25 protein-coding genes are annotated in these 22,759 nt (G+C 62.8%); 5 read left to right on the top strand and 20 right to left on the bottom strand.

The genetic code is table 11. The annotated features are described in order from the left end of the window. Positions 1 to 21: 21 nt before the first annotated feature. The 6 genes from der to HU230_RS10065 all read right to left on the bottom strand — a co-directional run bounded on the left by der (position 22) and on the right by HU230_RS10065 (position 5,882). Positions 22 to 1,404 carry a ribosome biogenesis GTPase Der gene (der, locus tag HU230_RS10090; protein ID WP_176531799.1) on the bottom strand — a complete coding sequence of 461 codons (1,383 nt, stop codon included), beginning with the start codon at positions 1,402 to 1,404 and terminating at the stop codon, positions 22 to 24. 53 nt (positions 1,405 to 1,457) lie between these two features. Further along, positions 1,458 to 2,015: a hypothetical protein gene (locus tag HU230_RS10085; RefSeq protein WP_176531800.1), complete on the bottom strand. Its 558-nt coding sequence runs from the start codon at positions 2,013 to 2,015 to the stop codon at positions 1,458 to 1,460. 38 nt (positions 2,016 to 2,053) lie between these two features. Further along, the gene (locus tag HU230_RS10080) at positions 2,054 to 2,710 is read right to left on the bottom strand and encodes a tetratricopeptide repeat protein (RefSeq protein ID WP_176531801.1); all 657 of its coding nucleotides are present in this window, start codon (positions 2,708 to 2,710) and stop codon (positions 2,054 to 2,056) included. Between the two features lie 157 nt (positions 2,711 to 2,867). Beyond that, a complete protein-coding gene (locus tag HU230_RS10075) occupies positions 2,868 to 4,463 on the bottom strand; it encodes a class I adenylate-forming enzyme family protein (protein ID WP_176531802.1) in 1,596 nt (531 codons plus the stop codon). A 10-nt stretch (positions 4,464 to 4,473) separates the two neighbouring features. Next, positions 4,474 to 5,295, bottom strand: a complete 822-nt coding sequence (panB, locus tag HU230_RS10070; RefSeq protein ID WP_176531803.1) for a 3-methyl-2-oxobutanoate hydroxymethyltransferase — start codon at positions 5,293 to 5,295, stop codon at positions 4,474 to 4,476. A 2-nt stretch (positions 5,296 to 5,297) separates the two neighbouring features. After that, positions 5,298 to 5,882 carry an NnrU family protein gene (locus tag HU230_RS10065; protein ID WP_176531804.1) on the bottom strand — a complete coding sequence of 195 codons (585 nt, stop codon included), beginning with the start codon at positions 5,880 to 5,882 and terminating at the stop codon, positions 5,298 to 5,300. A gap of 480 nt (positions 5,883 to 6,362) precedes the next feature. Between HU230_RS10065 and HU230_RS10060 the strand changes: the two genes are divergently transcribed. Further along, a complete protein-coding gene (locus HU230_RS10060) occupies positions 6,363 to 6,971 on the top strand; it encodes a hypothetical protein (protein WP_176531805.1) in 609 nt (202 codons plus the stop codon). A 218-nt stretch (positions 6,972 to 7,189) separates the two neighbouring features. Then, complete coding sequence (locus tag HU230_RS10055) at positions 7,190 to 7,744, top strand: hypothetical protein (RefSeq protein WP_176531806.1); 555 nt, start codon at positions 7,190 to 7,192, stop codon at positions 7,742 to 7,744. A 167-nt stretch (positions 7,745 to 7,911) separates the two neighbouring features. Here HU230_RS10055 and HU230_RS10050 read toward each other — a convergent pair whose 3' ends face one another. From HU230_RS10050 to HU230_RS10040, 3 genes are all read right to left on the bottom strand, one after another. Then, positions 7,912 to 8,397, bottom strand: a complete 486-nt coding sequence (locus HU230_RS10050) for a hypothetical protein (RefSeq protein ID WP_176531807.1) — start codon at positions 8,395 to 8,397, stop codon at positions 7,912 to 7,914. A 594-nt stretch (positions 8,398 to 8,991) separates the two neighbouring features. Beyond that, a complete protein-coding gene (locus HU230_RS10045) occupies positions 8,992 to 9,597 on the bottom strand; it encodes a hypothetical protein (protein WP_176531808.1) in 606 nt (201 codons plus the stop codon). A 233-nt stretch (positions 9,598 to 9,830) separates the two neighbouring features. Continuing rightward, the gene (locus HU230_RS10040) at positions 9,831 to 11,450 is read right to left on the bottom strand and encodes a peptide chain release factor 3 (RefSeq protein WP_176531809.1); all 1,620 of its coding nucleotides are present in this window, start codon (positions 11,448 to 11,450) and stop codon (positions 9,831 to 9,833) included. A gap of 155 nt (positions 11,451 to 11,605) precedes the next feature. On the opposite strand from HU230_RS10040, the gene sugE reads away from it, so the two are divergent. Next, positions 11,606 to 11,920 carry a quaternary ammonium compound efflux SMR transporter SugE gene (gene sugE / locus HU230_RS10035; RefSeq protein WP_092113374.1) on the top strand — a complete coding sequence of 105 codons (315 nt, stop codon included), beginning with the start codon at positions 11,606 to 11,608 and terminating at the stop codon, positions 11,918 to 11,920. 58 nt (positions 11,921 to 11,978) lie between these two features. On the opposite strand, the gene HU230_RS10030 is transcribed toward sugE, so the two are convergent. The 7 genes from HU230_RS10030 to HU230_RS10000 all read right to left on the bottom strand — a co-directional run bounded on the left by HU230_RS10030 (position 11,979) and on the right by HU230_RS10000 (position 18,439). After that, a complete protein-coding gene (locus tag HU230_RS10030) occupies positions 11,979 to 12,983 on the bottom strand; it encodes an inorganic phosphate transporter (protein ID WP_176531810.1) in 1,005 nt (334 codons plus the stop codon). Between the two features lie 14 nt (positions 12,984 to 12,997). Continuing rightward, positions 12,998 to 13,642, bottom strand: a complete 645-nt coding sequence (locus tag HU230_RS10025) for a DUF47 domain-containing protein (protein WP_176531811.1) — start codon at positions 13,640 to 13,642, stop codon at positions 12,998 to 13,000. A 144-nt stretch (positions 13,643 to 13,786) separates the two neighbouring features. After that, positions 13,787 to 14,755: a branched-chain amino acid ABC transporter permease gene (locus tag HU230_RS10020; RefSeq protein WP_176531812.1), complete on the bottom strand. Its 969-nt coding sequence runs from the start codon at positions 14,753 to 14,755 to the stop codon at positions 13,787 to 13,789. A 1-nt stretch (position 14,756) separates the two neighbouring features. Next, a complete protein-coding gene (locus HU230_RS10015; protein ID WP_176531813.1) occupies positions 14,757 to 15,620 on the bottom strand; it encodes a branched-chain amino acid ABC transporter permease in 864 nt (287 codons plus the stop codon). 64 nt (positions 15,621 to 15,684) lie between these two features. Beyond that, positions 15,685 to 16,905 (bottom strand): ABC transporter substrate-binding protein, encoded by a 1,221-nt coding sequence (locus tag HU230_RS10010; protein ID WP_176531814.1) that lies wholly within the window; start codon positions 16,903 to 16,905, stop codon positions 15,685 to 15,687. A 42-nt stretch (positions 16,906 to 16,947) separates the two neighbouring features. Next, positions 16,948 to 17,691 carry an ABC transporter ATP-binding protein gene (locus HU230_RS10005; RefSeq protein WP_176531815.1) on the bottom strand — a complete coding sequence of 248 codons (744 nt, stop codon included), beginning with the start codon at positions 17,689 to 17,691 and terminating at the stop codon, positions 16,948 to 16,950. Continuing rightward, a complete protein-coding gene (locus HU230_RS10000; RefSeq protein WP_173637121.1) occupies positions 17,684 to 18,439 on the bottom strand; it encodes an ABC transporter ATP-binding protein in 756 nt (251 codons plus the stop codon). The genes HU230_RS10005 and HU230_RS10000 overlap by 8 nt, the downstream gene beginning before the upstream one ends. A gap of 339 nt (positions 18,440 to 18,778) precedes the next feature. Between HU230_RS10000 and HU230_RS09995 the strand changes: the two genes are divergently transcribed. Both HU230_RS09995 and HU230_RS09990 read left to right on the top strand, forming a co-directional pair. Continuing rightward, on the top strand, positions 18,779 to 19,231 hold the full coding sequence (locus tag HU230_RS09995) for a PAS domain-containing protein (protein WP_176531816.1): 453 nt from the start codon (positions 18,779 to 18,781) through the stop codon (positions 19,229 to 19,231). A gap of 126 nt (positions 19,232 to 19,357) precedes the next feature. Next, the gene (locus HU230_RS09990) at positions 19,358 to 19,579 is read left to right on the top strand and encodes a hypothetical protein (RefSeq protein ID WP_224943163.1); all 222 of its coding nucleotides are present in this window, start codon (positions 19,358 to 19,360) and stop codon (positions 19,577 to 19,579) included. A 130-nt stretch (positions 19,580 to 19,709) separates the two neighbouring features. Here the strand turns inward: HU230_RS09990 and HU230_RS09985 are convergent, their stop codons facing one another. From HU230_RS09985 to HU230_RS09970, 4 genes are all read right to left on the bottom strand, one after another. Continuing rightward, the gene (locus HU230_RS09985; protein WP_176531817.1) at positions 19,710 to 20,270 is read right to left on the bottom strand and encodes a hypothetical protein; all 561 of its coding nucleotides are present in this window, start codon (positions 20,268 to 20,270) and stop codon (positions 19,710 to 19,712) included. Between the two features lie 136 nt (positions 20,271 to 20,406). After that, entirely contained in the window at positions 20,407 to 20,775 is a 369-nt protein-coding gene (locus HU230_RS09980) for an ArsC family reductase (protein WP_176531818.1), read from the bottom strand. Between the two features lie 262 nt (positions 20,776 to 21,037). Then, complete coding sequence (locus tag HU230_RS09975; RefSeq protein WP_176531819.1) at positions 21,038 to 21,547, bottom strand: cytochrome P460 family protein; 510 nt, start codon at positions 21,545 to 21,547, stop codon at positions 21,038 to 21,040. Between the two features lie 20 nt (positions 21,548 to 21,567). Next, the gene (locus HU230_RS09970; RefSeq protein ID WP_176531820.1) at positions 21,568 to 22,608 is read right to left on the bottom strand and encodes an alpha/beta fold hydrolase; all 1,041 of its coding nucleotides are present in this window, start codon (positions 22,606 to 22,608) and stop codon (positions 21,568 to 21,570) included. Positions 22,609 to 22,759: the final 151 nt, after the last annotated feature.

The raw sequence follows: 22,759 nt of genomic DNA, 5'->3' as shown, positions 1-22,759 counted from the left end.
GGTCAACTTCAGCGCTCCCGCTCACGACGGCCGTTTGCGCTTGTAGGCGAACGGATTGGCCTTCTCGCGCAGCGTGATCCGGATCGGCGTGCCCGGCAGATCGAAGGTCTCGCGCAGCGAGTTGGTGAGGTAGCGCAGATAGGATCTCGGGATCGCATCGGCGCGCGAGCAGAACAGAACGAAGCTCGGCGGCCGCGCCTTCACTTGCGTGATGTAGTTCAGCTTCAGCCGGCGGCCTGAGACGGCTGGCGGCGGGTTGGCCTGGATCGCCTGCTCGAACCAGCGATTGAGCCCCGCGGTCGGCAAGCGCCGGTTCCAGACCGCATAGGCCTCCTGGATCGCAATCATCAGGCGGTCGATGCCCTCACCCATCAGGCCGGAGACGGCGACGATCGGCACGCCCTTGACCTGCGGCAGCCAGTGGTCGGCATCGGTGCGCAGCTGCGAGATCTGGTTGGGCTTGCGCTCGACGAGGTCCCATTTGTTGACCGCGAGCACGATCGCGCGGCCTTCGCGTTCGACCAGATCGGCGATGCGCAGATCCTGCTCCTCGAACTTGTTCTGCGAGTCCATCATCATCACGACGACTTCGGCGAAGCGCACCGCACGCAACGCATCCGCGACCGAGAGCTTTTCCAGCTTCTCCTCGATCCGCGAGCGGCGGCGCAGGCCGGCGGTATCGAACACGCGGAACTGGCGGCCCTGCCAGGTGATCTCGACCGCGATGGAATCGCGCGTGGTGCCGGCCTCGGGGCTGGTCAGCAGCCGCTCCTCGCCGAGCAGATGATTGATCAGCGTCGACTTGCCGGCGTTGGGCCGGCCGACGATGGCGACGCGGATCGGGCGCTGCGCGGCCTCCTCCTCCGAGATGTCCTCGTCGTCCTCGACCTCGTCGTCTTCCTCTGGTGTCGCGGGCACCAGCGCGCTCAGCGCCTCGTGGAGGTCTCCCATGCCCTCGCCGTGCTCGGCCGAGATCTGCACGGGATCGCCGAGGCCGAGCGCGTAGGATTCCATCGCGCCGATCTCACCATGCTTGCCCTCGGCCTTGTTGGCGACCAGCACCACCGGCTTGTTGGCCTTGCGGGCGAAGTCGGCGAAGGCGCGATCGGTCGGCGTCAGGCCGACGCGGGCGTCGATCACGAACATCAGGGCGTCGGCGAGCGCGATCGCGGTTTCGGTCTGTTCCTGCATCCTCGCCGTCAGCGAGCCCTTGGCGCCCTCATCGAGCCCCGCGGTGTCAATGATGGTGAAGTCGAGATCGTAGAGCCGGGCCTGGCCCTCGCGGCGATCGCGGGTCACGCCGGGCTCGTCGTCCACCAGCGCGAGCTTCTGGCCGACCAGCCGGTTGAACAGCGTCGACTTTCCGACATTGGGCCGGCCGATAATGGCGATGGTAAAGGACATGGATCATCCCGGCGCCGCGGCGCGGCGCGCGTCTAATGAATTGAAGCAGGAGCCTAGCGGCTAAATCCGCCGCTCGGTAGCGGCGCGGGGAACGCGCCGCCGGATTGTTGCGTGGTCTGGGTCTGCTGGGCCGGCGCCGCAGGCTGCGCCTGCTGGTCGTCGGCCGTCGGCGCGGTGGTGCGGCGGCGGACGATCTTCTTCGGCTTCGGCTCGGGCGGCAGCGCGGCGGGCGCGCCCTCTTCCGGCGCCGCCGCGTCGGGAGCAGCCGCCTGATCCGCGGCCGGCGCGGCGCGCTTGGTGTGCTTCTTGGCGCCCTTCGGCGGCTCCGGCGGCGGAGCCGGCTGGGCGGCGGCCGCTGCCGCGGCGTTCTGCTGGTCGAGCTGCTCCTGCTGCGAGCCCTTGTACAAATCCTTCGGCACGCCCTGCTCGAGGCCGGGCACGCCTTCCGGGAACACCGGCTTGCGGTCGCCGGCCAGCTTCTTCTTGGTGTCGAGGAAGTCGAGCAGGTCGCTCGGATCGAAATTGGACATGCCGCCACCGCCGCAGCCGGCCAGCACGCTGCAAAGCGCTGTCAGAACTGCGGCTGCGATCAGGCGTTGCGAGCGGCGCATGGTCGATCTCTCACTCAACTCGGGTTTCGCGCGCCAAGTCAGCTCTTCGCGACCGGCGGCAACAATGCCTGCAGCGCTTCGGCGCGCGAACGCAGGCTCGGCGGTGTCTCGCCGTCATTGGCTATCTGGTCGAGCCACTGCCGCGCGGCGGTGGCATCGTTGGCGCGCCAGGCCGACAGCGCCAGCAGCTCGCGCGCGGAGTGGCGGAACGTCGAGTCCTTCGACGTCGCCATCGCCTCGAGCCGTTGCACCATGTTCGGATAGGTCGTGGTGTCCATCACCATCTGCGCGGCACGGATCCGCGCCAGATCCCGATCGGGGCCACCGACGCTGCGGTCGGCCGCGATCTCGTCATAGAGTTTCGCAGCGGCCGGCTGATCGCGGGTCGCGAGCTCGGCGGCCATGCGCAGCCTCGCCAGATTGCGGTAGCCGGACGGCGCCTTGTTGATCAGGTCGGCAAACGCGACCTCGGCCTCGGCGTGCTTGTTCTGGTCCGACAGCTCAACGGCGCGGTCGAACGCCGCGCCGGCCTCGGCGGCCTTCTTACCCTCGAGATATTGGTAGCCACGCCAGCCACCGACGCCCGCGACCACCAGGATCGCCAGCGCGATGATGAAAAGCGAGTACTTGTCCCACAGCTTCTTGAGCTGATCGCGACGGACTTCCTCGTCGACTTCGTCAAATAATTCAGACACTTAAGGCTATCCCATCCCCTCGGGACCGCGAATCTGGGCGGAGCGCAGCCCCTACCCGATCCCCACATCGCGGCGGCGTTACCCTAACGGTGTGGCGGAGGCAAGGCAAAGCGAGGCGGATCAAAGCGTTAACCGGGGAAGTTTGTCCTACGCCGGCCTATGCCCCTGTCGAGATGCTTTCCCGCAGCTGGCGCTTGATCACCTTGCCGTTGGCGTTGCGCGGCAGCGGGTCCGATGTCAGCACCATCGTCTCCGGCACCTTGTAGTCGGAGAGACGCTCGGCGCACCAGGTGCGCAGGCTCTCGGCACTCACGTCGGTGCGGGTCACGATCACGGCGTGGACACGCTCGCCGAGCACCGGGCACGGCTTTGCGATGATCGCGCTCTCGACCACGGCCGGATGGCCTGAAAGCACGGACTCGACCTCTGCGGAATAGATCTTCAGGCCGCGGCGGTTGATCATGTCCTTCTGGCGATCGAACACGCGGACGAAGTTTTCGCCATCGACCGAGCCGAGATCGCCGGAATGCCAGAAGCCGGCCGTGAAGCTTTCGGCGGTCGCCTTCGGATTATTCCAGTAGCCCTTGATGACGGAAGCGCTGCGGATCCAGAGCTCGCCGATCGCGCCGCGCGGCACCTCGCGGCCATCGGCGCCCATTACGACGATCTCGGCGCCGGGACACGGCAGACCGACGCTGTCGATATGCGCCGCGGTCAGTTCACCCGGCATCAAGGTCGAGGGTGACGTGGTCTCGGTCGCGCCGTAGCAATTCGCGAGCTTGAGCCCGGGAATCTTGGCGTCGAGCTTTTCGATGGTCGCAACCGGCATCGGCGCGCCGCCGAAGCCGCCGATGCGCCAGCTCGACAGATCGTAGCTGTCGAAATCCGGCTGCATCAGGCAGAGATTGTACATCGCCGGCACCATCACCGTGTAGCTGACCCGCTCGCGCGCCGCGACCTTCAGATACTCCGACGCCTTGAACTCCGGCATGATGATCAGCGCGCCGGCAGAGCGCGCCATGGTGGTGACGTTGGCGACCGCGCCGGTGACATGCGCGAGCGGCACCGCGGCGATCGAGCGATCGGCCTTGGTCAGCTTCAGGCAGGACGCGAACACCATCGACGAGTGGATAATGTTGCAATGGGCGAGCATCGCGCCCTTCGGCCGGCCCGTGGTGCCTGAGGTGTAGAGGATCATCGCGGTGTCCTCTTCCCTCACCTCCGCCGGCGCCTGCGCCGGAGCATTGTCGCGCAGGCCGGCGAATTGCGACGCGCTGTCGTCGCTGACCGAGATGCGATGCTCGAGGCCGGGAATGTCGGCGGCGTCGGGGATGCGATCGGCAAGCGCGGCCTCATGGACCAGAACCTTCGCGCCGCAATCGTTCAACACATAGGCGATCTCGGGCTTCTGCTGGCGCGTCGAGAGCAGCACCGTGACGAGGCCAGCATGGGCGGCGGCGAACATCGTCAGCACGAACTCGATGCGGTTGCCGAGCAGGATCGCGACGCGGTCGCCGGGCGCGAGGCCAAGCTTTGCAAAGCCGGCTGCGACCTTCGCCGATTGCTCGGCAACCTCGCGCCAGGAGAGGCGCCGCTCGCCGCAGACCAGCGCCTCGCCGTCGCCATTCTGCGCGACGGCGTCTGCGATCATCGCCCAAAGGCTGGCCGGCCGCTCGGCAAACGCCGGCACGACGCGGTCGCCGAAGCGCGGCTCGAGCCGCATCAGCGGAAGTGCGTGTTGCGACCAGTCCATGCGCGCCTCGTCAGCTCTTCTTCATGCCGTAAACGTGCTCCGGCCCGGGAAAGGCGCGGCTCTTCACGTCGCGCGCATAGCCCGCGATCGCTTCCTCGATCATCGGCCCGAGATTGCCGTAGCGACGGACGAATTTCGGCGCGCGCGGCGACAGGCCGAGCATGTCCTCCAGCACCAGCACCTGCCCGTCGCAGGCAGCACTGGCGCCGATGCCGATGGTGGGAACAGTGATCGATTGCGTGATCTTGCGCGCCAGCGGCTCGGCGACCGCCTCGACCACGATCGAGAAGGCGCCCGCTTCCGCGATCGCCTTGGCGTCGTTCTCGATCGGCGCCCAGGTCTCCTCCTCGCGGCCCTGCGCGCGGAACGAGCCGAGCGTGTTGATCGATTGCGGCGTCAGGCCGATATGGCCCATCACGGGAATGCCGCGCTCGGACAGGAACGCCACCGTCTCCGCCATCCGCGCGCCGCCCTCGAGCTTGACCGCGCCGCACAGCGTCTCCTTCATGATCCGCACCGCGGATTGAAACGCCTGCTCCTTGGAGCCCTCATAGGAGCCGAACGGCATGTCGACCACGACCAGCGCAGCTTGCGAGCCGCGCATCACCGCGCGGCCCTGCAGGATCATCATGTCGAGGGTGACCGGCACCGTGGTCTCGAAGCCATGCATCACGTTGCCGAGGGAATCGCCGACCAGGATGGCGTCGCAGTGCCGGTCGACCAGCGCTGCGGTATGCGCGTGGTACGATGTCAGCATCACGATCGGCTCGCCATTCTTGCGGGCGCGCAGATCGGGCGCGGTCTTGCGCTTGATGGCGGATTGAACAGACATAGTCAGGCTCCCATGACAGGCACGCCGATCACGACCGGGTGGAACGCAAACGCCAGCGCCAGATAGACGATGACACCGACCGCGATCTCGATCAGGTCGTTGGTCGGGCCGCCTACCGGGATCGGCGGCCCGCCGGCATCCGCGCGGCGCTTCAGCGAGATGCGGTCATAGACCGCCCAGCCGAGAAACGAGCCGAACAGGATGATCGAGCCGAGATCGCCATTGGCGAGCAGATGCGCGAACGCCCACAGCTTCACGCCCGCCAGCATCGGATGCTTCAGCGTGGTGTAGATGCGGCCGCGGATATAGGCGGCCACCACCAGGATCACGGCCGGCAGCATCAGCGCCACCGTGATGTGCTTCAACGCGGTCGGCGGCGTCCAGACGTCGATCCAGCCGGTCGCGCGGTAGTGGCCGAAGCCCCAGATGATCAGCGCGAGGCCGGCGAACGACACCAGCGAATAGACGCCCTTGTAGGCCCCCTCGCCCATCGCATTGACGATGCCGGCGCGCAGCTCGCGCAGGCTGGTCAGCACATGGATGCCGAGGAACAGCACGAGACCCAGGATCATGACGAGCAGTCCCACGATGTTCCTCCCCTGATTGATTGCTGCCTTCGCGTAACATCTTCGCCGGGCGGGTGGCAATGCTGCCCTTCTTTTTTGGCAATAGGCTAGCTGTCGCCATCGTCAGGAGTTGTCGGGACGAGGGCCGCCACCTCCCGCTGTAGCTATCCTTTCAAGAGGATAGAAACGCTTTCGGGGAGCAAACACCAATGTCTGGGGACGGGCCTGGTCGTCCCAAATTTGCAATCGAACTTAAGTCCAAGAAGACGTCGTTCAAGATCACTTCTGATGATCTCGAAGCATGCGGATCAGGCGCTGGCGAGTCCTTGTGATCGGTGTGTGGCCCATCATGCCATTGACCATTTTGGCGCTGCGCCTCGAACCATCAACGTGGGCATCAACGTTGATTCTCTATCTTCATTCCTGGATGCAGCACCACATCTGCAAATTGTATCGGCCGAACTAAGCGTGTATGCCTATAGGCGGGGATAGGAGACGCCAATGGACTGGCTACAGTTTATTGCTGCCTTGGTGGGACATATCGCATGGCCGTCCGTCATCATCGTCTTGTTTATCATTTTGCGGAAGCACATGGGCGCGCTCGCCGACCGAATGCTGGAATTTAGCTTCGGTGGCGCGAAGATACTGTTCGACAAAGAACTAAAGAAGGGCGCCGAGATTATCGAGCACTCGCCGTTGCCAAGGCCCGAACAGAGGTTGGAGCCGCCACACGTCGACGACGATGACCAGTTTCACACCTCAAATTTGAATAGGAGCCTGCTTGCGGGTCGGGCTGGAACGTCAAAGTCCGCGGTCCAGATCCTCGCTGCGTTAGAGCAGATTGACGACCTGCTCTATAAGATCGGTGACGAAATGGGCATCGATGCTGCCCTGGCATCCTCCGTCATTTTTTCCCTTGCTGCGCAAAAGAAGGTCCCACAATCAGTGGTCAAACTGTATGGGGCGTTGCGCGATGCGCGGAACGTAATTGCTCACACGCAGGCGCTACCGGATAAAACCGAGGCACAAGAATTTCTGCGACAAGCGGGGTACGTAATGGCGTTTTTGACTGAGGTGTGGGAAAGCCTGAAAAAGAGACCCCGCGGCTAGGCGAGGTCCAAGATTGCTTCGTGTGTGCGTTCGATGTAGCGCGATATCTTCTTCTTGGCCGCTTGGGTTCTTGCTTTGCTCTTGCAGCTTCTGCAAGTCCGCAAGACTCTGCTCCATGAGAGTGGGATTGGGCATTGGCATGCTCCTAAAGAGCTACGCGCCGTATTGTACCGCGAAAAGAAAACCTGCCCGCTTGGGCGGTTGGGATGGAAAGACCGATGGTTAAGAAAGTCAAATATCCGGAGAAGCAAGTCGAACGTTTTAAGCAGATGGTGAGGGCACGGTCGCGCATCCAACCTGAGCTAATCTCGCTACTGGAATTTGTGCGTGAATACCGGACGCAACTTGAGCCGTCCCTCTTCCTTCGGGTGTGCGGACTTTTAGCTAGCGCCGGTTTTTCCCTTTGGCGCGCAGCGTTTCTATTTGAACAGGAAGACGGCAAACACGAGATATACCTAGACAACGTTGAGACTTTCGTCGCGAAAATCATATCGGACAACACGATCGGTTTCGTGGACGATAGAAACACGTGGTCCCTATGGCACTATGTAGGTGTTGCCCGCAGCAGCCTTCTTGAGGCTATGACCCTCCTGTTTAGCGGTGTCGTACAAGACGCAAAAAGCAGCAGCATACAAGCAAAGCTCTCAGATCCACCCCTGCTCGCCGCAAGCGCAGCAGATCAGTGGGACGAGCTTTTTGAAGTAATGCAGCATATACGTAGAACGCTAACATCTCGATTTGAGTTCGTCAGGACATCTCACAAACTCAAGTAACGGACTGCAGCGAGTTGAACGGCGATCGTTCCAGCAAAGTCACCAGACGTGATGCGCCGAGTTTCGCGGCTCGCTGAATCGAACTCGCGCTCCCGCGGTTGCTTCGAACGATTATTTGAAAGCAACGATGTGCCCGCCAATCCCTGTCGATAGTTTACCGCCGATTTTTAAGCTCCGGCATGTGATTTAGCCCACCATTCAATCGTTGCTTTTACGAGCGGGTTATCTACGACTTTCTTCAGAAGTGATTTTGCTTCTTCCTTTTCCTGCAGAGATCCGACTCCGCCATCGATGGCGTTTATGAGCTTGCTGATTTCCATCGTGACGGTCTGCGTGTTGCCTTGACCGATCTGGACGTTTTGGGAGGCGCGTACGCTTATGCTGTTGTCAAACGTGATTGAGATTGGCGGAACGGTGTTTCCTTCCACCACATCAATGCCCTCCGCTGATATCCGCGCACTTGATATTGTACCCGCATATACCGAAGTGTATTTCGCTAAGCCTTTTTCTGTAAGCTGAATGATGATATTTCGCAAAGTATCGCGATCCACAGCAGGCAAACCGGGAGTCGTGTCAAAGTTGGCATACGTATGCGTGTGTCTCACATCGTACAGGGCTTTCAAAACAAGCCCGCGCAATTCAGCATCTTTCATCGTTCGCCCTCCTCCTTCTCCCCAGCTAGCTCGACTACCATAAGGCGCAAGTCAGGAAGTCACTATCAGGACGCGATTTTAGAAAGGCACGTTGTCTGAGCCTTCCTTGGTCGGGTACTCAAAAGATTGGCGCAGAAGGAACTGACCCTCTTCTAACTATGAAACTCCCACAGTGCGCCAACGCGAAATGCAAGAAGCGTGTCAAACGTTGGCAGCGTACTTTTGCTCAACAGCTTGCTTCCGAAAGGCAAGCGATTACAGTTTGGGGCCAGCTTCACCGCAAGATAAAGATCGATAAGCTTCTCTCCATCACCGCGTCTCTCGCCCTAATCGGCGCACCAGAGCCATGGCTGCCACGAACGCCGACAATGTCGCCGCATCGATCGTGAGGTGAAGGTTATTGAGCAAGTTGATCGTCAGCATTCTTTTCTCCCCGTGATATCGGAGAGTAGAATGCTGCTGCTCGACTTAAAACTTTCTTCAGTATGTGCCCTGAGGGCAATCACGATTTCGTGATAGTGCAAGACATTTTTAACCGACGCTCCGGTAGCGCCGCCGACTCTTTCAAAAGAAATTTGATAAATTCTTGATACATCAGTGACTTAGATCTTGTACATCCCGATTGTCGACATAGCGGATCATGATCGGGCGGCCGGCCAGCGCGCCGCCGAGCCCGCCGGTGAATTTCAGCGGCAGGCAGGCGCCGAGCGAGGCGTTGATCGCGTTGAGGTAGGTCGTGCGGGTATCCGGCGGGATGCCCCGGGTCGCGAACGTCAGCCGCGGCGTACCGATCATCTCCCCGGTCCGCTTGAAGCTGAAGCGCACCGACATCTGCATGCCCTCGCGCGCATCATCCGCCGGCGGCGGCGCCCAGCAGGAACGTAGCGCGGCGAACAGATCGCCGATGGTATTGAGATCATGATCCGGTTTGCGGTATTTCGCGGCCTGGTCCTCGGGCGGCACCGTCAGGATCGTGAGCTGGAGATTTTCGCCGTACGGATAATCCATCTCGGGAAAGCACGGCCCGTGATTGAACACGCTGCAATAGGACGGGATGCAAGGCCCTTCGTCGAGCACACTGCAAGGCGTGTGTGCGAACGGCGCCGGATTGGTCTGCTGCCGCTGCTGCGCAGAGGCAGCGTTCGCGAGCACAACGGCCAGCACGGCAAAAGCGAGGCAGATGACGACGCGTCGGAGCATGCAGACGGACCCGGATTGCGCTCCGGGGAAAATGGTACCGCGGCCGGACCGCATCAAGCGGGGCCGCGTTCAATTCCTTGCGCGCGCCGTAACCACAATTGTCATCGCCCGGCGCGACCGGGCGATCCGGTATTCCAGAGACGGCAGTGATCGAACGGATAAGCCACGGCGTACTGGGTCCCCCGGTCGAGCCGGGGGACGACACTGAGTATGTGGCGCTATCGTATTCGGCGCTACGCCTTCTTCTTCACGTCCTTGACGTTGGAGAAGATGATGCCTTCGGCGCGCTCGCGGGTGTAGCCGAGATAGAACTCGTTCTTGGCCATGAACACGGGATCGCCATCGACGTCGTCGGCGATGCCGGAATTGTTGGCGGCGACGAAGGCCTCTAACTTCTTGCGGTCGTCGGACGAGATCCAGCGCGCCAGCGAGAATTCGCTGACCTCGAACTCGACCGGCAGAGAATATTCCGCATCGAGCCGCGCCTTCAGCACGTCGAGCTGCAGCGGACCGACCACGCCGACCAGCGCCGGCGCGCCGTCGCGCGGACGGAACACCTGCACGACGCCCTCCTCCGACATCTGCTGCAAGGCTTCCTTCAGCTTCTTCGCCTTCATCGCATCCGTCAGCCGAACGCGGCGGACGATTTCCGGCGCGAAGCTCGGCACGCCGACGAAGGTCAGATCCTCGCCCTCGGTCAGGGTGTCGCCGATCCGCAAGGTGCCGTGGTTCGGAATGCCGACGACGTCGCCGGCGAAGGCTTCATCCGCCACCGAGCGGTCCTGGGCGAAGAAGAATTGCGGGCTCGACAGGCTCATGTTCTTGCCGGTGCGCACCAGCTTGGCCTTCATGCCGCGGACGAGCTTGCCGGAGCACAGCCGCGCGAACGCGATGCGGTCGCGGTGGTTCGGATCCATGTTGGCCTGGATCTTGAACACGAACGCGCTCATGCGCGGCTCCGCCGCCTCGACCTTGCGCAGATCGGAATCCTGCGCGCGCGGCGCCGGCGCGAACTTGCCGAGCCCCTCCAGCAAATCGCCGACGCCGAAATTGCGCAGCGCGCTGCCGAAATAGACCGGCGTCAGATGCCCCTCGCGGAATGCCGCAAGCTCGAACGGCTTGCAGGCTTCCGAGGCCAGCGCCAGCTCATCCCTGACCTCGGCGACGTCGAGATTGGGATTGCGCTTGCCGAGATCGGCGATGTCGATCTGCTCGGTGGCGCCGGTCTTGGCGCCGCCACCCTCGAGCAGCCGCACGCCGCCATTGACGACGTCGTAGGTGCCGAGGAAATCGCGGCCACGGCCGACCGGCCAGGTCATCGGCGTGGTGTCGAGCGCCAGCGTCTTCTCGATCTCGTCCAGAAGCTCGAACGTGTCGCGGCTCTCGCGGTCCATCTTGTTGATGAAGGTGATGATCGGGATGTCGCGCAGGCGGCACACCTCGAACAGTTTTCGCGTGCGCGCCTCGATGCCTTTGGCGGCGTCGATCACCATCACCGCGGAGTCGACCGCGGTCAGCGTGCGATAGGTGTCTTCCGAAAAGTCCTCGTGGCCCGGCGTATCCAGCAGGTTGAACACGAGGTCGTTGAACTCGAAGGTCATCACCGAGGTGACCACCGAGATGCCGCGCTCGCGCTCGATCTTCATCCAGTCCGAGCGCGTGTTGCGGCGCTCGCCCTTGGCCTTGACCTGGCCCGCGAGGTTGATGGCGCCGCCGAACAGCAGCAGCTTTTCCGTCAGCGTGGTCTTGCCGGCGTCCGGGTGCGAGATGATCGCAAAGGTGCGCCGTCGCGCCACTTCCTCTGAAAGCGGCGAGCGGGACGGCGATTCGGTTGAAACAGCGGTATCAGACATGGCGGGCAGCGTTTGGCAGGGAAAACGGGCGCAATCAAGGGCGTTTTGTCGCAATGCGGGATGGCCGCACCACCCACATATAGGAACCGGAAGGACGACCTTCTCCTCACCATACCATCCGCGGGGACGACCCTGCCTTATCCGGAGGGTTCGTTATGGCTTGGGCCATTCTGTTCACCGCAGGCCTGCTCGAGATCGGCTGGGCGATCGGGCTGAAATATACCGAGGGCTTTTCGCGGCTGGTGCCATCGGTACTGACGCTCGCGGCGATGGCCGGCAGCGTGATCCTGCTCGGCATCGCGCTGAAGACGCTGCCGATTGGAACCGCCTATGCGGTCTGGACCGGGATCGGCGCGGTCGGCACCGCGGCGCTCGGCATCATCCTGCTCGGCGAACCCGCGACCGCGATGCGGCTTGCCAGCATCGGGCTGATCGTGTCCGGCATCGTCGGGCTGAAGCTGGTCGGTTGATTGCTTGTTTTGGACGCGTTTTCTTGACGCGAACCGGCTTCCACTTCGCTCGAAAACGCTACTTCAGAGCCTGCACCGCCCAATAGGTCGCGGCTGCAACCGCAGCCGAGGCCGGGATCGTGATCACCCAGGCGTAGACAATCGAGCTTGCCACGTTCCAGCGCACGGCGGACAGCCGGCGCGCGGCGCCGACGCCGACGATGGCGCCCGTGATGGTGTGGGTGGTCGATACGGGAACCCCGAGATAGGTCGCGATGAACAGGGTCGCGGCGCCGCCGGTCTCGGCGCAGAAGCCCTGCATCGGCGTCAGCTTGGTGATCCGCAGCCCCATGGTGCGCACGATGCGCCAGCCGCCCATCAGGGTGCCCAGCGCCATCGCGCTCTGGCAGGCCAGCACGACCCAGAACGGAATCTCGAACTTGTCGCCGAGATGGCCCTGCGAGTAGAGCAGCACGGCGATGATGCCCATGGTCTTCTGCGCGTCATTGCCGCCATGGCCGAGCGAATAGAGCGACGCCGAGGCGAACTGCAGGATGCGGAAGGCGCGATCGACCGCGAACGGCGTCGAGCGCACCGAGAGCCAGGACACGATCGCAACCAGCACCAGCGCCAGCAGGAAGCCGACCAGCGGCGACAGCACGATGGCGAGCAAGGTCTTGGTGAGCCCGCTCCACACCGCCGCCGAGATGCCTGCCTTGGCCATGCCGGCGCCGACCAGGCCGCCGATCAGCGCGTGCGAGCTCGACGAGGGAATGCCGAGCGCCCAGGTGATCACATTCCAGGCGATCGCGCCGACCAGCGCGGCGAAGATCACGGTCGCGTCCACCACCGAAGGATCGATGATCCCGGTGCCGATCGTGTTGGCGACGTGCAGGCCGAACACCGCGAAGGCGACAAAGTTGAAGAACGCCGCCCAGAACACCGCATATTGCGGCCGCAGCACGCGGGTCGAGACGATGGTCGCGATCGAGTTCGCGGCATCGTGCAGGCCGTTCAGGAAATCGAACAGCAGCGCGACCGCGATCAGGATGGTCAGGACCGGAAGACCCAGCGTGGCGTCCACGTGATGTCCCTGCCCTAAACCTGTTCAATCACGATCGAGTTGATCTCGTTGGCGACGTCGTCGAAGCGGTCGGCCACCTTCTCGAGGTGATCGTAGATTTCCGCGCCGACGATGAAGTCCATCGCGTTGGCGTTGCGGTGCTTCAAGAACAATTCCTTGAGCCCGATATCATGGAGATCGTCGACCCGGCCCTCGAGCTTGGTCAGCTCCTCGGTGATTTGGGTCAGCATCGAGACGTTCTGGCCGATCGCCTGCAACAGAGGCAGCGCGCGGACGACCAGATTGGCGGATTCGACGATCAGGGTGCCGATCTCGCGCATCGGCGGCTCGAACTCCCGCACCTCGAACAGCATCACCGCCTTTGCGGTCGACTGCATCTGGTCGACCGCGTCATCCATCGCGGTGATCAGGTTCTTGATGTCGCCGCGGTCGAACGGGGTGATGAAGGTACGGCGAACCGCGGTCAGGACCTCGCGAGTGACGCTATCGGCGTCGTTCTCGAACTGGTTGACGCGCTGGCAGAAGACCGGAGTCTCCTCGCCGCCCTTCAGCATGTCCTGCAGCGCCAGCGAGCACTGCACAGAGGTCTGGGCGTGGCGGGCGAACAGGTCGAAAAATCGCTCTTCCTTGGGCAGAAAGGCGCGAAACCAGCGCAGCATGTCTCAGTTCCATCGTTCCGGGACAGCCCTTTTAGCGACTGTCACAGAACTGTCATAGAGCATCTGGCGGGGAAAATACCCGGACCGACCGCCCGAACCGGCGGTCGTCCACCGCTAAGTCGGCAGCAAATCGCGTGCCCTGCCCTACAGCGATCGCCGCAGCAGGTGGGCCAGCTCGCCGACCAGGCCGCGCCGGAACAGCAGCACGCAGGCCACGAAGATCACGCCCTGGATCACCGTCACCCACTGGCCGAAACCGGCGAGATATTGCTGCATGGCGATGATCACGAACGCGCCGACCACCGGGCCGAAGATGGTACCTAGACCGCCGACCAGCGTCATCAGCACGATTTCGCCGGACATCGACCAGTGCACGTCGGTGAGCGAGGCGTTCTGCGCCACGAACACCTTCAGCGAGCCGGCAAAGCCCGCCAGCGTGCCCGACAGGATGTAGGCCAGCATCTTGTACTGGTCGGTCTTGTAACCGAGCGAGATCGCGCGCGGCTCGTTCTCGCGGATCGACTTCAGCACCTCCCCGAACGGCGAGTTGATGGTGCGGTAGATCAGCAGGAAGCCGGCAAGGAATCCGACCAGCACGACGTAGTAGAGCACCGTCGGCTTCGACAGGTCGAAGATCCCGAACAGGTGCCCCTGCGGGATGCCCTGGATGCCGTCTTCACCATGGGTGAACGGCGCCTGCAGATAGATGAAATAGAGCAGCTGAGACAGCGCCAGCGTGATCATCGAGAAGTAGATGCCCTGGCGGCGGATCGAGATGAAGCCGGTGACGAGGCCGAGCAAGGCCGCCGCGGCGGTACCGGCCACGATGCCGAGCTCCGGCGGCAGCCCCCACACCTTCAGCGCATGCGCCGAAACGTAGCCGGCGGTGCCGAGGAACATGGCGTGGCCGAACGACAGCAGGCCGCCATAGCCGATCAACAGGTTGAAGGCGCAGGCGAGCAGCGCAAAGCACAGCGCCTGCATCACGAAGAAGGGATAGATCCCCGTGAACGGCACCACTGCGAGCAGCGCCGCCATCACGGCGAACACGATCATCTCGTCGCGCATCGCGCGCGGCGTCATCGGAAGTGTATCGTCGGTCAATGCTGACATATCAGGCCGCCCGTCCCGTCAGTCCCGTTGGCTTCACCAGCAACACCACCACCATCAGGACAAACACCACGGTGTTGGAGGCCTCGGGATAAAAATACTTGGTCAGTCCCTCGATCACGCCGAGCGCGAAGCCGGTGATGATCGAGCCCATGATCGAACCCATGCCGCCGATCACGACCACCGCGAACACCACGATGATGAGATCGGCGCCCATCAGCGGGCGGACCTGGTTGATCGGCGCCGACAGCACGCCGGCGAGCGCGGCGAGACCGACGCCGAGCCCGTAGGTCAGCGTGATCATGCGCGGCACGTTGATGCCGAAAGCCCGCACCAGCGTCGGGTTCTCGGTGGCGGCGCGCAGATAGGCGCCGAGCTGCGTCTTCTCGATCAGGAACCAGGTGGCAAGACACACCACCAGCGAGAAGATCACGACCCAGCCGCGATAGACGGGCAGGAACATGAAGCCGAGATTGACGCCGCCCTTGAGCTGATCCGGGATCGAGTAAGGCAGGCCGGAGGAGCCGAAATAGTTCTGGAACACGCCCTGCACGATCAGCGCGATGCCGAACGTCAGCAGCAGTCCGTAGAGGTGATCGAGCCCGGCGAGCCATTGCAGCATGGTCCGCTCGAGGATCATGCCGAAGATGCCGACGATGACAGGGACGATGAGCAGCGCCCACCAGTAGTTGATGCCGCCCAGATTGAGCAGGAAATACGCCACGAAGGCGCCCATCATGTAGAGTGCGCCATGCGCGAAATTGATGATGTTGAGCATGCCGAAGATGACGGCGAGCCCCAGACTGAGCAGCGCGTAGAACGAGCCGTTGATCAGTCCCACCAGAAGCTGTGCGTAGAGAGCCTGCATCGAATGAGCTTTCGCTAGATAGATGAAGCCCGCCGGCCACGCCCATGGCCGGCGGGCATGATCGTCACTTCTTCAGAAGCGCACAGGTGCTCTTGTCGAGCGGCGTGAAGGCCTGGTTGCCCGGCACGGTGCCGACCAGCTTGTAGAAGTCCCACGGACCCTTGGACTCCGAGGGCTTCTTCACTTCGAATAGATAGGCGTCGTGGGTGACGCGGCCGTTGGCCTCGACCTCGCCCTTGCCGAACAGCGGATCGTCGGTCGGGATGGTCTTCATCTTCGCGACCACCTTGGCGCCGTCATGCGGATTGCCGCCGAGCGCTTCCAGCGCCTTGAAGTAATGCAGCAGGCCCGCATAGACGCCGGCCTGCACCATGGTCGGGGGAGCGCCGCTCTTCATCTTCTCCGAGAAGCGCTTCGAGAACGCACGGGTCTTGTCGTTGAGGTCCCAGTAGAACGTCTCGGTGAAGTTGAGGCCCTGCGCGGTCTCGAGCCCGATCGCCTTGACGTCGGTGAGGAACAGCAGCAGCGCGGCGAGCTTCTGGCCGCCCTTGACGATGCCGAACTCGGCAGCCTGCTTGATCGAGTTGGTGGTGTCGCCGCCGGCATTGGCGAGACCGATGATCTTGGCCTTGGAGGCCTGCGCCTGCAGCAGGAACGAGGAGAAGTCAGCGGTGTTGAGCGGGTGCTTGACGCCGCCGACCACCTTGCCGCCATTGGCGGTGATGACGGCGGTGGTGTCGCGCTCCAGCGCCGCACCGAACGCGTAGTCCGCGGTCAGGAAGAACCAGGTGTCCCCGCCCGCCTTCACCAGCGCCTGGCCGGTGGCATGCGCCAGCATGTAGGTGTCGTAGGTCCAGTGCACCGTGTTCGGCGTGCACTGCGCGTTGGAGAGGTCCGAAGTCGCAGCGCCCGAATTGATGTAGACGCCGTTCTTCTCCTTCACGACGTTGTTGACCGCGAGCGCGACGCCGGAATTCGGCACGTCGACGATGGTGTCGACCTTGTCGACGTCGAACCACTGGCGCGCGATGGTGGTACCGATATCGGGCTTGTTCTGGTGATCGCCGGAGATCAGGTCGATGGTCCAGCCCTTGGCCTTGAGGCCGGAGTCCTCGATCGCCATTTGCGCCGCCAGCGTCGAGCCGGGACCGGCGAGGTCGGCATAGAGGCCGGACTGATCCGACAACACGCCGATCTTGACTGTCTTGTCGTCAGCGGAGGCGACGCCCGCGACGGAGAGCACCATCGCCGTGCCGAGCAGAAGCGCTGAAATCGTATTCCTCATGGCGTATTCCCTCAGTTCTTAAATTTTCTGGCTCCGGCGACTTCAAACGCCGAGATAGGTATGCAGCTTGTCCATGTTGGCCGACAGCTCCGAATTGGCGAAGCCGTCGATCACCTTGCCGTGCTCGACGATGTAGTAGCGGTCGGCAACGGTCGAGGCGAAGCGGAAATTCTGTTCGACCAGCAGGATGGTGAATCCCTCCGACTTCAGGCGCGCAATGGTGTGCCCGATCTGCTGAATGATGACCGGCGCCAACCCTTCGGTCGGCTCGTCAAGCATCAGGAAGCGCGCGCCGGTGCGCAGGATGCGCGCAATCGCCAGCATCTGCTGCTCGCCGCCCGAGAGCTTGGTGCCCTGGCTGTTGAGCCGCTCCTTCAGGTTGGGAAACAGCGTGAAGATCTGGTCGAGCGGCAGGCCGCCCGGGCGCACCACCGGCGGCAGCAGCAAATTCTCGCGCACGTCGAGGCTGGCGAAAATGCCGCGCTCCTCGGGGCAGAATGCGATGCCGAGCCGCGCGATGCGGTCGGAGGTGGTGCGGATGATCTCCTTGTTGTCGAAACGGATCGAGCCGGTGCGCTTGCCGATGACGCCCATGATCGACTTCAGCGTCGTGGTCTTGCCGGCGCCGTTGCGGCCGAGCAGCGTCACCACCTCGCCGGCCTTCACGTTGAAATTGATCCCGTGAAGAATGTGGGATTCGCCGTACCAGGCCTGCAGATCGTTGACCGTCAGCACCTCGGCGCCGGCCGCAGCCACGGGCCTCTCCGCCAGTTTTGCCTCAGCCATGACCCGCTCCCAGATAGGCTTCCTTCACGCGCTCGTCCTTGGAGAGGTCGGCGTAGTTGCCCTCCGCCAGCACCTGCCCGCGCGTCAGCACGGTGATGATGTCGGAGAGGTTGGCCACCACCGACAGGTTATGTTCGACCATCAGGATGGTGTATTTGGCGGAGATCCGCTTGATCAGCGCCGCGATCTTGTCGATGTCCTCGTGGCCCATGCCGGCCATCGGTTCGTCGAGCAGCATCATCTCGGGGTCGAGCGCGAGCGTCGTTGCAATTTCAAGTGCGCGCTTGCGGCCGTACGGCATCTCGACCGCCGGGGTGTTGGCGAATTCGCTCAAGCCGACGTCGTTCAGCAGTTCATGGGCGCGCGGATTGAAGCGGTCGAGCACGGTCTTCGACCGCCAGAAATCGAATGACGACCCGTGCTGGCGCTGCAGCGCCACGCGGACGTTTTCGAGCGCCGTCATATGCGGAAATACCGCCGAGATCTGGAACGAACGGACCAGCCCGAGCCGCGCCACGTCGGCCGGCGGCATCGCGGTGATGTCCTGGCCCTTGTAGCGAATCTGCCCGCCCGTCGGCTTCAGGAATTTGGTGAGCAGATTGAAACAGGTCGTCTTGCCGGCGCCGTTCGGCCCGATCAACGCATGGATACTGCCGCGACGCACCTTCAGCGCAACGTCGCGAACGGCAAAGAAACCCGCGAATTCCTTGGTCAATCCGCTGGTTTCGAGAATGAACTCATCGGCCAAATAGATTCCCCCATACGCCATCGCCGCGAAGCCCGTCGCCCGCGTGGCCAGCTTTTTTCGTGTCCGACAGGTTGTCCGTACGCCTTGGAAACCGTCCGGGGGCCTGTCGCCTCCGGGCCGGAATATGCCGTCATCTGTGGCGGTTACGCAAGGTGGAAAGCTGTGCAGTGCAGTATTCGCACGACCAGTTCCGGTTGATCCTTAGTCGAATGGCCTCTGAGCGCGCTTTGCGCCTCGGAAAGCCGCCGTTAAGGGTGTTTTGCTCCGGTCTTTCCTTTTCATAGAATATTTCCGCCTCTCGCCGAAGCTCCCGCCATTGTGTTAAGGGCGGTCAGAGCCTTGCATTTCGAGAGCGCCAATTCCTCGGTCATCAAGTCGATCCGGCAACGTGATTTTCTGAACACGTGGCTGCGACTTTATGCCCGTGGCCAAACCATCCCGCGGATCGATGAATTCCGGCCGGAGCGGATCGAGGAAGATCTGCCGGACACCGTGTTCTTCACCGTCGACGCGGCAGTCGAGCCGCCGCAACTGACGATCGAGAGCGACGGCGCGCGGATGGCAACCGCCTACGGACACAGCGGCAAGGGACGCCTGCTCGACGACTATCTCGGACCGCGGCTCGCGCCGGTCGTGATGCCGGTCTACCACGAATGCATCGCGCGGCGGCTGCCGGCCTACACCATCACCGATATCGACGACATCTACGGTCACGTCGTGGCCTATGAGCGGCTGCTGCTGCCGTTCTCCGACGGCGGCGCCGTCACGCATCTTGTCGCCTCGCGTCGGTGACCTCGGCAACCGTGTAGGTCGGCCGCTTGCGCGCCAGGCAGGCGCGATAGGACAGGATGACGCCGGCATAGCGCTCCGGGCCGATCGCATCATCGAGATAGCGGTTGGTGCGCCGACGGCAAGGATGTGTCCTATGAAAGGCTGCTGCTGCCGTTCGGGCGCGGCGACACCGTCGAGCACATCATCGGCTCCTACAAAGCGATCAGCATCGAGGGCGGATTTCGGCTGCACAATCTGATGGGCGTCAAGGCGAAGGCGGTGCCTGTCGTCACGGTTCGCGCCGTGATCGACCGCAGGTTCGTGCCCGCAGATCGTCCGGCAAGCCAGGATTCAGTCGAACTGATCTAGCGCGTACTCATGAATCCGGTACGCACGTGCGCGGGATGCGATGTCCGAGTTGCCCTCAAAAGCAGACATCGACGATGCCCAAGTGTTATGTCAGCAAAGGGCCCATGTGCGGAAATTGGCTGTGAAGGTGCTAATCTCGATCAGTGCAAACCACACCTCGAAGGGCGAGTGTCCTGCAGAGCTTTTCCAGCGAACCGTTCGTCTCAAGGCGAGAGATAAAGTATTGGCCGTTCTTCAGCGCAACTAGGCCGCTTGGGAAGGCGCGTATCGGACCCCAATTCTGGGCTGATCCCTCAAGATAATAGTCAAACTGGTGCACGCCCGCCGGATGATGATCGTAGATTAAGGGGCATTTCTCAAACCATCGCAGAAAGGACCTACGCAGGCGCTCAAGTTCGGGAAATTGGCTTAAAGGCACAGAGCAGAAGCGGACTTCGCCGACGGTCCACAATACTCCTCGACGCACCTGCGGAATGTGCACTGTGACGACCGGTGAGCGCTCAGAGTCGATGCTGCCATCAGAGTTGTGATGCAATTGGCCGAAGCTCGAGAAATGGAGGGCCGCGCCCCAATCAAACAGGTGCTCATTGGGAGCTAAGTGCTGATCGCGAAACCACTGCAGCGGGCTGCAAAGTGCCTCCGGAGCTTCGACAAACATGGAATAGGCCGGGACCGTTTTCACCATGGTCATGGATACTGCAAAAAACGCTAAGTCCGCTAGGGGTCACAAGGCGACATCCCTGCGGTCGAGGCCGCGTGTCCGCTTACCCCTCGAAAGCGGACGATCCCGGATTTATGAGTCCGCGTCCTAGTTCGCGCGGAATGCGTCAGCCGTTCTTGCGTGCCTTTGCCGGCACTTCCTTGGCGTAAATGTCCGGCTTGAAACCGACGACGCGCTTCGGCCCGAGGTCGAGCACCGGACGCTTGATCATCGACGGCTGCTCGGCCATCAGCGCCAGCGCCTTACGCTCGTTCAACCCTTCCTTGTCGGCATCGGGTAGCTTCTTGAAGGTCGTGCCGGCGCGGTTGAGCAGCGTCTCCCAGCCGACCTCGTCGCTCCACTGCTTGAGCTTGTCCTTGGCGATCCCGGCGGTCTTGTAGTCGTGGAAGTCATAGGCGACGCCGTGATCGTCGAGCCAGGCGCGCGCCTTCTTCATGGTGTCGCAGTTCTTGATGCCGTAGATGGTGATGGTCAAAGCCGTTCCCCGCATGCGATTGCTGCGGGGAAACTAGCCTCACTGCAACGGCAGCGCCAGATCAGACCGCGCCGCGAGGGCGTGAAGAAGGCGTAGTGCCCATACTCGGTGTCGTCCCCCGGCTCGACCGGGGGACCCAGTACGCCGCGGCATCTCCGTGTCTCACAGCCGCCTCTGGAATACTGGATCGCCCGGTCAAGCCGGGCGATGACAGCCGGGGTATGACGAGAAGAAGCGGTCTCCACACCGATATTGGCGGCGCTCAATGCGCATCATGCGTGAAGACGAAATCGTGATCGCTGGCATGGGCCTCGTGGCAGGCGAAACACGTTTCGTGCTGGGCGGCATCGACCGGCTTGCCGTCGATGAAGCGGCCAAAACCCCAACCACCGGTCGAAGCATATCTGGCGGAGTCCTTGACCATGACCTGGACGGTGGTCGCCTGCCCCGTGATGAACGCACCGTTGAGGCCTGCAACCGGCTTGCGCTTCCAGGCGAGCTTCACCAGCACGGTGCCGTCGGGGAATCGCGCGGCACCGTCCTGATAGGCCTTCACGGCGGTCGCATTGCCAAGCACGCTGCGCAGTTCGTCGAGCCCGGTCTCCTCGCCGACTGCGACCAGCTTCCAGTCGCGATAGCCTGCGGGAATTTTCACGCCGAAGATCGGCGATGCCAATGCCGCATCATCGGCGTGCCCGACGGCAAACGGCAATGACGCGCTGATGCAGGCTGCCGCGATCGCGGCAGCTGCCCATTTCACAACCTGTCTCATGATCCGTTGTCCGCGCTCGCTCAGGCCTTGCTGATGTCGATGATGGCCTGGGTGAACGCCTGCGGCGCTTCTTGCGGCAGATTGTGGCCGATGCCGCCGGTCAGGGTCCGATGCTCGTAATGCCCGGAGAACTTCTTGGCATAGGCCGCGGGCTCCGGATGCGGCGCGCCGTTGGCATCGCCCTCCATCGTGATGGTCGGGATCGCGATGACCGGCGCCTGGGCCAGCGTCTTCTCGAACGCGTCGTACTTCGCCTCGCCTTCGGCGAGACCCAGCCGCCAGCGGTAATTATGGATCACGATATCGACATGATCAGGATTTTCGAACGCCGTGGCGCTGCGGTCGTAGGTGGCGTCGTCGAACTTCCACTGCGGCGAAGCGAGCTGCCAGATCAGCTTGGCAAAATCGTGCCGGTTCTTGGCATAGCCCTCGCGGCCGCGCTCGGTCGCGAAATAGAACTGGTACCACCATTGCAGCTCGGCCTTCGGCGGCAGCGGCGCCTTGCCGGCCGCCTGGCTGCCGATCAGATAGCCACTGACCGACACCATCGCCTTGCAGCGCTCGGGCCAGAGCACCGCCATGATGTTGGCGGTGCGCGCGCCCCAGTCATAGCCGCCGAGCACGGCCTTCTCGATCTTCAACGCGTCCATCAGCGCGATGATGTCGGCGGCGACCGCGACCGGCTGGCCGCTCCGCTTGGTGTCGCTGGCGAGGAAGCGCGTCGTGCCGTAGCCGCGCAGATGCGGCACGATCACGCGATAACCGGCCTCGGCCAGCGCCGGCGCGACGTCGGCGTAGCTGTGGATATCGTACGGCCAGCCGTGCAGCAGGATCACCGCGGGACCCGACGCCGGGCCCATTTCGACATACCCGGTATCGAGCATGCCGGCATTGATCTGCCTGACCGGACCGATCGTGGTGTGGCTACCGGCCTTGACCGCTGATAACGCCGGCTTCGACTGGGCCTCGGCCGATCCGATGAAGCCGAGCCTGGAAACGGCGAGGATCCCGCCGGCGATGCCAAGGAAGCGGCGGCGTTGCTCATTGATGGATTGGGACATGGCGATCTCCTGCGTCTGGTGTCGGCATTGAATATTGCAGAGACCGACCCCGCCTGCTTTCAGAGGACGTGGATTTGTCCTTCAGACCGTCGTGATTTTGGCCCCACGCCGCCTGTGCTAGGTTCCGCCCCGCATTCAGCCGCCGGCCGCC

The organism is Bradyrhizobium quebecense (genome assembly GCF_013373795.3).
GTDB lineage: Bacteria > Pseudomonadota > Alphaproteobacteria > Rhizobiales > Xanthobacteraceae > Bradyrhizobium > Bradyrhizobium quebecense.
Note: the sequence above shows the minus strand (reverse complement) of the source record. Positions and strands in the feature narration are given on the sequence as shown.

What these genes read in the sequence shown, in the direction of transcription:
- der (WP_176531799.1), bottom strand. Translation starts at nt 1,404, where the DNA reads ATGTCCTTTACCATCGCCATTATCGGCCGGCCCAATGTCGGAAAGTCG.
- HU230_RS10085 (WP_176531800.1), bottom strand. Translation starts at nt 2,015, where the DNA reads ATGCGCCGCTCGCAACGCCTGATCGCAGCCGCAGTTCTGACAGCGCTT.
- HU230_RS10075 (WP_176531802.1), bottom strand. Translation starts at nt 4,463, where the DNA reads ATGGACTGGTCGCAACACGCACTTCCGCTGATGCGGCTCGAGCCGCGC.
- panB (WP_176531803.1), bottom strand. Translation starts at nt 5,295, where the DNA reads ATGTCTGTTCAATCCGCCATCAAGCGCAAGACCGCGCCCGATCTGCGC.
- HU230_RS10060 (WP_176531805.1), top strand. Translation starts at nt 6,363, where the DNA reads ATGGACTGGCTACAGTTTATTGCTGCCTTGGTGGGACATATCGCATGG.
- HU230_RS10055 (WP_176531806.1), top strand. Translation starts at nt 7,190, where the DNA reads ATGGTTAAGAAAGTCAAATATCCGGAGAAGCAAGTCGAACGTTTTAAG.
- HU230_RS10050 (WP_176531807.1), bottom strand. Translation starts at nt 8,397, where the DNA reads ATGAAAGATGCTGAATTGCGCGGGCTTGTTTTGAAAGCCCTGTACGAT.
- HU230_RS10045 (WP_176531808.1), bottom strand. Translation starts at nt 9,597, where the DNA reads ATGCTCCGACGCGTCGTCATCTGCCTCGCTTTTGCCGTGCTGGCCGTT.
- HU230_RS10040 (WP_176531809.1), bottom strand. Translation starts at nt 11,450, where the DNA reads ATGTCTGATACCGCTGTTTCAACCGAATCGCCGTCCCGCTCGCCGCTT.
- sugE (WP_092113374.1), top strand. Translation starts at nt 11,606, where the DNA reads ATGGCTTGGGCCATTCTGTTCACCGCAGGCCTGCTCGAGATCGGCTGG.
- HU230_RS10025 (WP_176531811.1), bottom strand. Translation starts at nt 13,642, where the DNA reads ATGCTGCGCTGGTTTCGCGCCTTTCTGCCCAAGGAAGAGCGATTTTTC.
- HU230_RS10020 (WP_176531812.1), bottom strand. Translation starts at nt 14,755, where the DNA reads ATGTCAGCATTGACCGACGATACACTTCCGATGACGCCGCGCGCGATG.
- HU230_RS10015 (WP_176531813.1), bottom strand. Translation starts at nt 15,620, where the DNA reads ATGCAGGCTCTCTACGCACAGCTTCTGGTGGGACTGATCAACGGCTCG.
- HU230_RS10010 (WP_176531814.1), bottom strand. Translation starts at nt 16,905, where the DNA reads ATGAGGAATACGATTTCAGCGCTTCTGCTCGGCACGGCGATGGTGCTC.
- HU230_RS10005 (WP_176531815.1), bottom strand. Translation starts at nt 17,691, where the DNA reads ATGGCTGAGGCAAAACTGGCGGAGAGGCCCGTGGCTGCGGCCGGCGCC.
- HU230_RS09985 (WP_176531817.1), bottom strand. Translation starts at nt 20,270, where the DNA reads ATGACCATGGTGAAAACGGTCCCGGCCTATTCCATGTTTGTCGAAGCT.
- HU230_RS09975 (WP_176531819.1), bottom strand. Translation starts at nt 21,547, where the DNA reads ATGAGACAGGTTGTGAAATGGGCAGCTGCCGCGATCGCGGCAGCCTGC.
- HU230_RS09970 (WP_176531820.1), bottom strand. Translation starts at nt 22,608, where the DNA reads ATGTCCCAATCCATCAATGAGCAACGCCGCCGCTTCCTTGGCATCGCC.